Raw genomic sequence first — 10,823 nt, 5'->3', positions numbered from 1 at the left:
AACCGCGTCCGGAAGACCAGCACAAGGAACCGCGCCCCAGGCAGGAGTCGAACCCGCTACGGGCCGCTTTAGAGGCGGCTGCCCGTCCGTCGGGCATCTGGGGCAGAGGGCGAGCGGAGCGAGCCGCCCACCCGGACACCAACATACGGTCAGGCCGCTTCGATGCGTTCCTGCAGCTGAGCGTCGGCGATTTCCGCGCGGGCGGCGCGGTACTCGTCGGCGGTCAGGGAGCGGCCGAGGCCGTCGAGCGTGCGCAGCACGAAGCGCTGCGTCACGACGCGACGGTTGAGCGTGTCGAGGGCGGCGGCCTGCCGCCACACCTTGCGTTGCAGCCAGCGGGTGGCGGCCGGAAGGTCGCCGTCCAGCTGTGCGCGCAGCGCGTCACGCTCCTCGGCCAGGGCGCCGAGCTTGACGTACAGCTCGGCAACCCGGTCATCCGTGGACATGGTCATTGTTGTTCACCTCCCCTCGCGACGAGAGGGCGAGCGGGAGGTGCGAGACCAGGCGGTGCGCGGCCGGTTCGAGGGCCGCGGCGGTCAGGGCGCCGCCGAGATCGGGCTCATGAAAGGGGACGCACGTGAGGCCCGCCGCCGTTGCCTCGGCGCACAACCACCGCAGCGACGGTTCGTCGGGCGTGCACAGCATGACCAACGTGTTGGAGGACGCGTGCCACCGGCCGACAAGATCGGGACGGGTGACCGCGAGGTCGAGGGCCGCATGGGCCGCCTGACAGGCCTGGGTTCCCGGTGGAAGGTCGGCACGGGTGACCAGGTACAGGCGCGGGATGGACAGCTACCGGAACGGCATGGATCAACCCTACCCGACACCCGCAACCGGTTTACAGATCCTCGAGCACCTGCCGGGCGGCGTTGCGGACCTTCGAGGGCACCCGCAGCCGCTCGTCTTCCATCAGCCGCCGGCGGGTGTCCACAGTGGAGTCGGGGTCGATCGTCGCCGCGGCCAGCTCGTCGAACAGCTCCATGTCGACCGCGTCGTCGGGTTCGGGCATGGCTCCCCACAGGTCCCAGGGCAGCACCTCGACGTTCTCCAGCGCCGCCGCGTCGCGCATCATGTTGGCCGCGATCCACCAGTAGCCGGCCTCGTTGAGGAAGCTCAGCCCGAACGTGTCGGGATCGGCCGACCGGGCCCGGCACCGCTGCCAGGCGTCGGCGGCCACCAGGAACCCGTCGCGCGGGACGTCGAGCACGTCGAACCCGATGCCGAACATCTCGCGCTGCTTCGCGTCGAGCTGGCCGTCGACCAGCACCCACCGCGACTCGGCGGCGTTCCAGTACTCGGCGACCCAGTGGTCTTCACCGCGGCCCGCGCGGAAGTACATGCCGAAGCCGCACCGCGCCCGCGCCGGCACGCCCTGCGCGCGGAGCAGCGCCACCAGCAGCACCGTGAAATGCCGGCAGTTGCCGGGGGCGCGCTTCGCCGGCGGCCGCGCGGTGGTGAGCGGGGCGGGATCGATCGACAGCGCGTGCTCGAGCACCTGCTCGATGCGGCGCAGGTGGACGCTGCGCCGCTCGTGCTCGGACAGCTCCACCCCGTAGTTCGGCGCGATGTGCTCGTGGATCAGCAGGCCGTGGCCGATGGCGGCCAGCTCCGCCGGGGCCGCGGGCAGGCCGGTGAGCTGCGGCGCGAACCGCCCCAACGAGGTCATGACCCCGGGCTCCACATACATGCCGGGCAGCCTGCCAGAGACCTACGACAGAAACACGCCCTGCCGGAGCTCCGGGTCGTACTCGTACACCTGCCGGCCGTCGACGAACGCGCGGTCGACGCGGCTCATCGGGTCGAGCGGGTCGCCCGTCCAGATGCAGAGGTCGGCGTGCTTGCCGGGTTCCAGCGACCCGACCCGGTCGTCGATGCCGGCGATCCGGGCCGGGTTGATCGTGATCGACTCCAGCGCCGTCGTGCGGTCGAGCCCGTCGCGCACCGCCAGCGCCACCTGGTGGGTGAGGTAGTGGATCGGCAGGAACGGGTGGTCGGTGGTGATCGCGATCGTGACGCCCGCGGCGGCGAGGATGCCGGGGTTGGCCATCGAGAGATTGCGCAGTTCGACCTTCACCCGCGCCGAGATCAGCGGACCGATGACCACCGGCACGCCGCGTTCGGCGATCACGTCGGCGATCAGGTGTGCCTCGGTGCCGTGGTCGATGACCAGCCGGTAGCCGAACTCGTCGGCGATGCGCAGCCCGGTGGCGATGTCGTCGGCGCGGTGGGAGTGCTGCCGCCACGGGATCTCCCCGTCGAGCACCCGGACCAGCGCCTCCGACCGCAGGTCCCGTTCGACCGGTTTGTCCGGCGAGGCGGAGGCCAGCCGGGAGCGGTACCCCTCCGCCTTGACGAAGCCCTCCCGGATCACCGCGGCCGTGCCGAGGCGGCTGCCGGGCATCTGCTGACGGGTGCCGTAGACGCGCTTCGGGTTCTCGCCCAGCGCCGACTTCACGCCGCTCGGCGCGCGCAGCACCATCTCGTCGACGGTGCGGCCCCAGCACTTGATCGCCACGGTCTGCCCGCCGATCGGGTTGGCCGAACCCGGGTTGACGTTCACCGCCAGCACCCCGCCGGCGATCGCGTCGCGGAACCCGAGGTCCCTCGGGTTGATGCCGTCGATCGCGCGCACGTGGGCGGTGTTCGGGTCGGTCGCCTCGTTCATGTCCTCGCCGGCCCAGCCCTCGGCCTCCTCGGCCACGCCGAGGTGGGTGTGCACGTCGACGAACCCGGGCAGCACGTGCTGCCGGTCGGCCGGCACCACCTTGTACCCGGGCGGGATGTCAAGGTCCATGTCGCCGACGGCGACGATCCGGCCGCCGTCGACCAGGACGATGCCCTTCTCGATCGGCTCGCCCACGATGGGCACCACCCGGCCCCGCACGATCGCGAGTGGACTCAACGCTGCACCCCCTCAACCCAGCAGAAACCTAACAGCCGGGGTGCCGCCGGGAGGCCGCGGCACGTCGGCATCGATCTCTGTTATTCCGGCAGGGTCAGGCACGCGGCCCGCACGCCGGCGGTGCCGGCCTCGCCCGGGCCGGTCTTCGTCGACTGGGCGTGGATCACCAGCGATCGCGGCTTCGGGTCGAACGTCCAGTCGACGGTGACGCTGGACCGGGCGGCACCGGTGTCGTCGGTGGTGAAGTCGAGCCAGACCTCGTTGCCGGGGTTCGCGTACGAGGGGTCCACCGACGGCGGGGAGCTCGACGCGGCCGGGTCGTGGCTGTGCTGCAGGTGGCCGCCCGAGTCGGCCGGCGCCGCGCCGCACGGCTTGACGTGCAGGTGCGCGCCGTACGCCCGCGTCTTCTGCAGGCCGGCGACGACCAGCGTCACGGTGGTGCCGCCGTCGGTCTCCTCGATGGTGACGCCGGCGGTCGCGCCGACCGGCACCAGAAGTTCGTTGTAGGTGATGGCGTTCGCGCCGGACGAGTAGACCGTGAACGTGCCGGTGGCGGTGTTCTCCCCCGCCCCGGTGCCGCCACCCGTCCCGCCGGACCCGGGATCGGACGAGGAGCACCCGGCCAGCAGCAACACCGCCGCGAGCAGAACGGAACGGAACATCACAGACCCCCACGGATCGCCCGGAACACGACGCAGGGTCAACGCGGTGAGGCCGCTACGGTGACGGAACGCGGAACCGCGGTTCGAATCCGAGCAGCGCGCGTGCGCGTCCCGTATCGACCGGAACCTCGCGCGCGGCGAACGACCGCCGCCGGGGAACGCCGGGTGCGTGGCGGTCGAGCAGTTCCTCCGTCTCCCCGTCCGGGAAGATCTCCGCCGCCGCCAGGTGCACCACGTGCGCGCCGGTCAGCGGAACCGTCAGGGCCAGCCGGAACGCCTCCGCCCCGTCGCGGACGTCGAGCCACGCCCAGCCGTTGCCGACCTCCGAGGCGAGGTCGGCCCGCCGCATCAACTCCAGGTTCGAGGGCGCGATCATCAGCGGCAGCCGCAGCGCCACGCCCGCCGCGCCGAACCGCCGGCACACCGTGCCCAACGTGAGCTCGTCGACCTGCTTGGACAGCCCGTACGGGTCGCCGAGATCGGCCGGCATCGTCTCGTCGACCGGGTACGCCGCCGGGAGCGGCCGGTGCGGGTTGAAGCTGCGGCCGGCGGCGCTGACGCTGCTCGCGATCGCGAACCGCCGCACGCCGAGCGCCGCCGCGGTCCACAGCACGGTGAACGTCGCCTGCGTGTTGTTGGCGAACACGACCGGCGCCGGGTCGCTGAGCGGGTTCGGGATCGCGGCGAGGTGGGCCACGGCGTCGACGCCGTCGAGGGCGTCGGTCACCGCGGCCTCGTCGCGGGCATCACCGAAGACCGCACGGACGCCCGCGTGCGGCGTCACGCCGGGCAGCGTCAGCGTGGTGACGTCGCGACCGGCGGCGAGCAGGTGCCGCACGACCGCCGACCCGACCATGCCGTCTCCACCGGTCACCAGGATCCGCATCGATCAAAGGCTAGGGTATGGCCGGTGATCTGGTACGGCGGTGACTACAACCCGGAACAGTGGCCCGAAAGCGTCTGGCCCGACGACGTCCGGCTCATGCGGACGGCCGGGGTCACCCTCGCGACCGTCGGCGTGTTCTCGTGGGCGCGGATCCAACCGGCGGAGGGCGAGTTCGACTTCGACTGGCTCGACCGCGTTCTCGACCTGCTGCACGGGGGCGGCATCAAGGTCTGCCTCGCGACCGCGACCGCGTCTCCCCCGCCGTGGGCGACCGCGAAATACCCGGCGATGCTCACGCAGAACCGCGAGGGCGCGACCCGCTGGCCCGGCAGCCGCCAGCACTACGCGCCCACGTCGCCCGACTACCGCCGGCTCGCCGCCGAACTGGTGACAGCGATCGTGGACCGGTACAAAGACCATCCCGCGGTGACGATGTGGCACGTCAACAACGAGTTCGGCTGCCACCTCACCTACGACTACTCGGATCGGGCCGCGGCGGCGTTCCGCGTCTGGCTACGGGCCAGGTACGGCGACATCGACGCGCTGAACACCGCCTGGGGCACGTGGTTCTGGTCCCAGCGGTACACCGACTTCGAGCAGATCGTGCCGCCGCGGCTCGCGCCGTACAGCGTCAACCCGGGCGGGCTGCTCGACTTCCGCCGGTTCAGCTCCGACGCGCTGCTCGACCTGTTCCGGATGGAGAAGAAGATCATCCGGGACGCGGGCGCGCCGCAGCCCGTCACCACGAACTTCATCGGCGCGTGGCCGACCACCGACTACTGGGCCTTCGCGGCGGAGGTCGACGTCGTCTCCGATGACTGCTACCCCGACCCGCGCGACCCGGAGTCGTTCCGCCACGCCGCTTTCGCCCGCGACCTGATGCGGTCGCTGAAGCCCGGCACGCCGTGGATCCTCATGGAGCAGGCGCCGAACGCCGTCAACTGGCGGTCGAACAACGCGCCGAAGGCACCGGGCCAGATGACCGCGCTGAGCATGCAGGCGGTCGCGCGCGGTGCCGACGGCATCCTGTTCTTCCAGTGGCGGCAGGCCGCCGCGGGCGCGGAGAAGTTCCACTCCGCGATGCTGCCGCACGCCGGCCCGGAGACCCGGACGTACCGGGAGGTCGCGGCGCTGGGCGCGGAACTGTCCACACTGGACCTGCCCGCGCCCGGCGGCGAGGCCCGAGTGGCGATCGTGTTCGACTGGCACTCGTGGTGGGCGATCGACCAGCCCGACCACCCGGCCCAGTTCGACTACCACGCCCAGGCGCTGGGCTGGCACAACGCCTTCCACGAACTCAACGTGCAGGTCGACATCGTGCGCCCGGACGGGCCGTTCGACGGGTACGCGCTCGTGGTCGCGCCGAGCCTGTACCTGCTCAGGGACGCGGACGCGCTGCTGGCGTTCGTCGCGGGCGGCGGGCGGTTGCTGGCCACCGCGTTCACCGACGTGGTCGACGAACACGACCGGTTCCTGCCCGGCGGGTTCACCACGCGGCTCGGCCCGGCGCTCGGCGTCCGGGTGGTGGAGTTCGCGGGGTCGCTGCCATCCGACGGTCGCGCTTTCGAATGGGACGGCGAGAGCCATCTGACCGACGTGCTCACCGAGGAGCTACAGCTGGCCGGCGCCGAGGTGCTGGCGCGCTTCACCCCCGACGGCGCACCCGCCCTGACCCGCAACTCCCACGGCAAGGGCGAGGCCTACTACCTGGCGACGATGACCGACCGAGCCGGCCGCCTGGCACTGGCCCGCCACCTGGCGGACCGATCCGGCGTCGCGCCCGTGATGCCCGACCTCCCGTACGGCGTCGAGGCCGCCGCGAGAGCCGACACCGTCGTCCTGATCAACCACACCCCGTCGCCGGTCACCCTCCCCGACCGCACGCAACTGGCCCCCTACGCCCACACCATCCGCCACCCCCCAGTGCGTTGATCTTGCAGTTGTGCCCGGGACAAAGGGCGGCATTCCATCCCGTAATGGCGGACACAACTGCAAGATCGACGGGAAAGGGGGTTACTTCTTCTTGCCCTTCTTGGACTTCTTGTCCTTTTTCTTCTTTGCCATCGCGTACACCTCCCTGGTGACTGTGCGGCACCGTCCCTTTACCGGAAGGCCGCTTTGCGTTCGTATCCTGCCAGGCCAGCGGTGCCACGGATCATCCGTTCGGGGTAGTTAATTCGCGGCCTATGGTCGAATTAATCGAATTTCTTCCCTAGGTGCACGCATCGACCTACATTGATGACATGCCCTTGAGACGCCGCCGCTTTCTCGCCGCCACCGCCGTGGTCGCCGCCCTCCTGGTCGGCACCGCGGTTCCCGCCGACGCCGCCGTCTGGTGGTCGTCCGACCGCTGGGGCACCTGGTCCAGCGGCGGGTACACGCTCTACAACAACATCTGGGGTTCCGGCTACGGTCCGCAGACGATCTGGGCGAACTCGGCCACCAACTGGGGCGTGTGGGCCAACCACCCCAACACCGGCGGCATCAAGGCGTACCCGAACTCGACCCGGTACATCGGTCGCCGGGTGAGCGCGCTGGGCGCCGTCTCCAGTTCGTTCAACGTCAGCGTGCCGACCAGCGGCGTCGCGTTCACCTCGGCGTACGACATCTGGTCGAGCGACCACGCGCACGAGATCATGCTGTGGATGAACAAGTACGGGCCGGTCGGCCCGTTGGGCAGCCTGCAGACGACCACGAGCGTCGGCGGCCACACCTGGCAGATCTACCGCGGCTCCAACGGCGCGAACCAGGTGTACTCGTTCGTCCGCACCAGCAACACCAGTTCCGGCACGGTCGACGTGCGGGCGATCTGCCAGTGGATCCGCGACCGCGGCTGGTTCGGCGACGTCACCATCGGCGACGTCCAGTTCGGCTACGAGATCACCTCGTCGGCCGGCGGCAAGGACTTCGTGACCAACTCGTTCACGGTCACCGGCTGACCGGACCCCTCTTCGACGGCGCCCGGGGCACCCGCCCCGGGCGCCGTCGTCCGCATCGGTTGACGATCATGAGTACGGGGCCATATGTTCTCTCAGAGAACGTGCGTGCGACATCCGAACAACCCACCCCAGCTCTGAACCGCCCGGAGTCAGCCATGTCACGCAGAACCCTTGCCTTGTTCACCGCCCTGATCCTCACCACCGCCACCGCCGCCTGCGGCGACGACGACAGCCCCACGACGTCGACGCCCGGCAAACCCGACCAGGTCAAGGCCGGCGTCATCGCGATCCTCGACGTCGCGCCCATCTACCTCGGCAAGGAGAAGGGCTTCTTCTCCAAGCGCAACATCGAGCTGACCCTGGAGACCGCGCAGGGCGGGTCGGCGATCGCGCCCAGCGTCCTCAGCGGCCAGTACCAGTTCGGCTTCAGCAACGTCGTGTCACTGCTGCTGGCCAAGTCGCAGAACGCGCCGCTGAAGGCCGTCGCCAACGGCGTCAACTCCACCGGCGACCCGAAGGCCGACTTCGGCGGGATCGTCGTCAAGGATCCGGCGATCACGAGCCCGAAGCAGCTGGAGGGCAAGAAGGTCGCCACCAACGCGTTGAAGAACATCGTCGACACGTCGGTGAAGGACATCGTCAAGAAGGACGGCGGCGACCCGAACAAGGTGTCGTTCGTGGAGCTCGCGTTCCCCGACATGGCCGCCCAGCTCGACGCCGGCAACGTCCAGGCCATCTTCGTGGTGGAGCCGTTCCTGTCGGCGGCGAAAGCCAAGGGCTGGCGGACGATCGGCTCGTACGCCGACGTCGACCCGAACCTGTGCGTGGCGCTGTACTTCACGTCGCAGCAGCAGATCCAGTCGAACCCCGATCTGGTCAAGCGGTTCACCGAGGCGATGAACGAGTCGCTCACCTACGCCAACAGCCACCCCGACGAGGTGCGCGCGGCGCTCGGCACCTACACCCAGATCACCGAGCAGGTCCGCAAGTCGCTCACGCTGCCCAAGTGGCCGTCGGAGATCGACAAGGACGCGATCAACAAGCTCGCCGACCTCGCGGTCACCTACGGTCTGCTGAAGTCGAAGCCCGACGTGGATTCGCTCTTGCCGTGAACAGAGCACTTCTTGGTGTGGGAGGCCTGGTCGGGTTCGGTCTGCTCCTCGAGATCGTTCCGCGAACGGGCCTCCTCGACCGTGAGTACTTCCCGCCCACCAGCGAGATCCTCGGTGCGCTCGCCGACCACGCCGGCGACGGCGCGTTCTGGACCGCGTTCCGGCAGACGCTGACCACCTGGTTCATCGGGCTGCTCATCGCCGTGGTGGCCGGCATCGTGCTGGGCGTGGTCATCGGCGCGGTGCCGATCCTGCGGGCGCTCACGGCGTCCACCATCGAATTTCTCCGCCCGATTCCGTCCGTGGCCCTGATCCCGCTCGTGATCGTGCTGCTCGGCACGGGCATGGCGTCGACGCTGGTACTCGTGGTCTACGCGTCGTTCTGGCAGGTGCTGGTGCAGACGCTGCACGGCGTCGCCGACATCGACCCGGTGGCCCGCGAGACCGCGCTGTCGTACCGCCTCGGTTTCGTGTACCGGGTGCGGTACCTGGTGTGGCCGACCGCGCTGCCGTACGCGGTCACCGGGATCCGCCTCGCGACCGCGGTCGCGCTGATCCTCACGATCACCGGCGAACTGACCATCGGCACGCCGGGGCTGGGCAAGCTGATGGACACCGCGTACAACAGCGGCGCGGTGCCGTCGGTGTACGCGATCGTGGTGGTCACCGGCATCATCGGGGTGCTCGCGAACCTCGCCACCCGCCGGGCGGAGCGGTACGTGCTGGCCTGGCACCCCTCGATCCGGGGTGAGGTGCCGGTGTGAGGATCCTTTTGAAAACGGTGACGTTCCTCGCGCTGCCCGTGGTGCTGCTGGCGGTCTGGTGGTTCGCCAGCGCCGGCAGCGTCGACTTCTACCAGCCGCCGCTGTCGAAGATCCTCGGCGTGTTCCCGGAGACCTGGTTCGGCGACCGCATGGTGGACGACGTGCTGCCGAGCCTCGCCCGCCTGGCGATCGGCTTCGCGCTGTCGCTGGTCGTCGGCGTCGGCCTCGGCGTGCTCATCGGCACCAACCGCACGCTGAGCGCGGTGACCGAACCGGTGCTGGAGTTCCTGCGGGCGATCCCGCCGCCGGCACTGGTGCCCGTGTTCATCCTGATCGCGGGCATCGACAACCTGATGAAGGTGCTCGTGATCCTGTCCGGCTGCGTGTGGCCGGTCCTGCTCAACACGGTGGCCGGCGTGCGCGCCGCCGACGACGTGCTCGCCGACACCTGCCGCGTCTACCGGGTCACCGGCGGGCTGCGGCTGCGGCACTTCCTGCTCCGCTCGGCCAGCCCGCAGATCATGGCCGGCGCGCGGCAGGCGCTGTCGATCGGGCTGATCCTCATGGTGATCAGCGAACTGAAGGCGGCCAGCCAGGGGGTCGGTTTCACGGTGCGGCAGTTCCAGACGGGTTTCCAGATACCGGAGATGTGGAGCGGTGTGCTGTTGCTCGGGATGATCGGCGTCGTACTGTCGGTGCTGTTCCGGCTGGTCGAGCGGCAGGTGCTCGGCTGGTACGAGGGACTGCGGGCGGCGAGCCACGACGAGGTGCGGACTTGATCGAGATCAACGGCCTGCGGAAGGCCTACGACGGGCACGGGCGTCAGGTCGAGGCGCTGGCCGACATCACGTTCGGCGTCGAGGCCGGTGAGTTCGTCTGCGTCGTCGGCCCGTCCGGGTGCGGCAAGACGACGCTGCTGCGGTGCCTCGCCGGGCTGCTGCCGCCCACCGACGGCACGGTCACGGTCGACGGGAAACGCGTGCAGGGGCCGCCCGACGGCCTCGCGATCGTCTTCCAGGAGTACGGCCGCAGCCTGTTCCCGTGGCTGCGGGTCGGCGCCAACGTCGAGCTTCCGTTGAAGGCCAAGGGCGTGGCGAAGAGCCAGCGGCGCGACCTCGTGCGGTCCTCGCTGGAGGCGGTCGGCCTCGCCGACGCGCACACGGCGTACCCGTGGCAGCTCAGCGGCGGCATGCAGCAGCGGGTGGCGATCGCGCGGGCGCTGGCGTTCCAGCCGGGCGTGCTGCTGATGGACGAGCCGTTCGCCGCCGTCGACGCGCAGACCCGGGCCGAGCTCGAGGACCTCGTCCGCGACGTGTGGAAGAAGTTCGGCATCACGATGCTGTTCGTCACCCACGACATCGACGAGTCGGTGTACCTGGGGCAGCGGGTGGTGATCCTGTCGTCGTCACCGACCACGGTGATCGATGACGTGGCGGTCGACCTGCCCGCGGAGCGCGACCAGCTCACCACCCGGTCCGATCCCCGGTTCGTCGAACTGCGCGGACACGTCTACTCGCAGATCCAGCGGGCCAAGCGCTCCCCCTTAGAGAAATGAGGA

12 protein-coding genes are annotated in these 10,823 nt (G+C 70.0%); 6 read left to right on the top strand and 6 right to left on the bottom strand.

Annotated elements, in window-relative coordinates:
* Positions 1-149: 149 nt before the first annotated feature.
* The 6 genes from Vau01_RS41500 to Vau01_RS41475 form a co-directional block, all read right to left on the bottom strand.
* Complete coding sequence (locus Vau01_RS41500; protein WP_204005395.1) at positions 150-452, bottom strand: hypothetical protein; 303 nt, start codon at positions 450-452, stop codon at positions 150-152.
* Positions 433-771 carry a peptidyl-tRNA hydrolase gene (locus Vau01_RS41495; RefSeq protein ID WP_239152272.1) on the bottom strand — a complete coding sequence of 113 codons (339 nt, stop codon included), beginning with the start codon at positions 769-771 and terminating at the stop codon, positions 433-435. The genes Vau01_RS41500 and Vau01_RS41495 overlap by 20 nt, the downstream gene beginning before the upstream one ends.
* A 67-nt stretch (positions 772-838) precedes the next feature.
* A complete protein-coding gene (locus Vau01_RS41490) occupies positions 839-1,666 on the bottom strand; it encodes a transglutaminase-like domain-containing protein (protein WP_239152271.1) in 828 nt (275 codons plus the stop codon).
* 42 nt (positions 1,667-1,708) lie between these two features.
* Positions 1,709-2,902, bottom strand: a complete 1,194-nt coding sequence (locus tag Vau01_RS41485; protein WP_239152270.1) for an amidohydrolase — start codon at positions 2,900-2,902, stop codon at positions 1,709-1,711.
* Between the two features lie 80 nt (positions 2,903-2,982).
* Positions 2,983-3,564, bottom strand: a complete 582-nt coding sequence (locus Vau01_RS41480) for a superoxide dismutase family protein (protein ID WP_204005391.1) — start codon at positions 3,562-3,564, stop codon at positions 2,983-2,985.
* 55 nt (positions 3,565-3,619) lie between these two features.
* Entirely contained in the window at positions 3,620-4,450 is an 831-nt protein-coding gene (locus Vau01_RS41475; protein WP_204005389.1) for an NAD-dependent epimerase/dehydratase family protein, read from the bottom strand.
* Positions 4,451-4,474: 24 nt separating this feature from the next.
* On the opposite strand from Vau01_RS41475, the gene Vau01_RS41470 reads away from it, so the two are divergent.
* The 6 genes from Vau01_RS41470 (at position 4,475) to Vau01_RS41445 (ending at position 10,820) form a co-directional block, all read left to right on the top strand.
* Positions 4,475-6,382 carry a beta-galactosidase gene (locus Vau01_RS41470; RefSeq protein ID WP_204005388.1) on the top strand — a complete coding sequence of 636 codons (1,908 nt, stop codon included), beginning with the start codon at positions 4,475-4,477 and terminating at the stop codon, positions 6,380-6,382.
* 311 nt (positions 6,383-6,693) lie between these two features.
* Entirely contained in the window at positions 6,694-7,389 is a 696-nt protein-coding gene (locus Vau01_RS41465; RefSeq protein ID WP_204005386.1) for a glycoside hydrolase family 12 protein, read from the top strand.
* 155 nt (positions 7,390-7,544) lie between these two features.
* Positions 7,545-8,501, top strand: a complete 957-nt coding sequence (locus tag Vau01_RS41460) for an ABC transporter substrate-binding protein (protein WP_204005385.1) — start codon at positions 7,545-7,547, stop codon at positions 8,499-8,501.
* Positions 8,498-9,265 (top strand): ABC transporter permease, encoded by a 768-nt coding sequence (locus Vau01_RS41455; RefSeq protein WP_204005384.1) that lies wholly within the window; start codon positions 8,498-8,500, stop codon positions 9,263-9,265. The genes Vau01_RS41460 and Vau01_RS41455 overlap by 4 nt, the downstream gene beginning before the upstream one ends.
* Positions 9,262-10,044, top strand: coding sequence for an ABC transporter permease (locus tag Vau01_RS41450; RefSeq protein WP_204005383.1), 783 nt, complete (start codon positions 9,262-9,264; stop codon positions 10,042-10,044). Before Vau01_RS41455 ends, Vau01_RS41450 begins: the two co-directional genes overlap by 4 nt.
* On the top strand, positions 10,041-10,820 hold the full coding sequence (locus Vau01_RS41445; protein WP_204005382.1) for an ABC transporter ATP-binding protein: 780 nt from the start codon (positions 10,041-10,043) through the stop codon (positions 10,818-10,820). The genes Vau01_RS41450 and Vau01_RS41445 overlap by 4 nt, the downstream gene beginning before the upstream one ends.
* Positions 10,821-10,823 lie beyond the last annotated feature (3 nt).

This window comes from Virgisporangium aurantiacum, assembly GCF_016863635.1.
GTDB classification, from domain to species: domain Bacteria; phylum Actinomycetota; class Actinomycetes; order Mycobacteriales; family Micromonosporaceae; genus Virgisporangium; species Virgisporangium aurantiacum.
The sequence above is the reverse complement of the archived record's forward strand: the minus strand, read 5'-3'. Positions and strand labels throughout refer to the sequence as shown.

Excerpts from the sequence above, each read along its gene's own strand:
- Vau01_RS41460 (WP_204005385.1), top strand. The coding sequence starts at position 7,545 with ATGTCACGCAGAACCCTTGCCTTGTTCACCGCCCTGATCCTCACCACC.
- Vau01_RS41475 (WP_204005389.1), bottom strand. The coding sequence starts at position 4,450 with ATGCGGATCCTGGTGACCGGTGGAGACGGCATGGTCGGGTCGGCGGTC.
- Vau01_RS41480 (WP_204005391.1), bottom strand. The coding sequence starts at position 3,564 with ATGTTCCGTTCCGTTCTGCTCGCGGCGGTGTTGCTGCTGGCCGGGTGC.
- Vau01_RS41465 (WP_204005386.1), top strand. The coding sequence starts at position 6,694 with ATGCCCTTGAGACGCCGCCGCTTTCTCGCCGCCACCGCCGTGGTCGCC.
- Vau01_RS41500 (WP_204005395.1), bottom strand. The coding sequence starts at position 452 with ATGACCATGTCCACGGATGACCGGGTTGCCGAGCTGTACGTCAAGCTC.
- Vau01_RS41490 (WP_239152271.1), bottom strand. The coding sequence starts at position 1,666 with ATGACCTCGTTGGGGCGGTTCGCGCCGCAGCTCACCGGCCTGCCCGCG.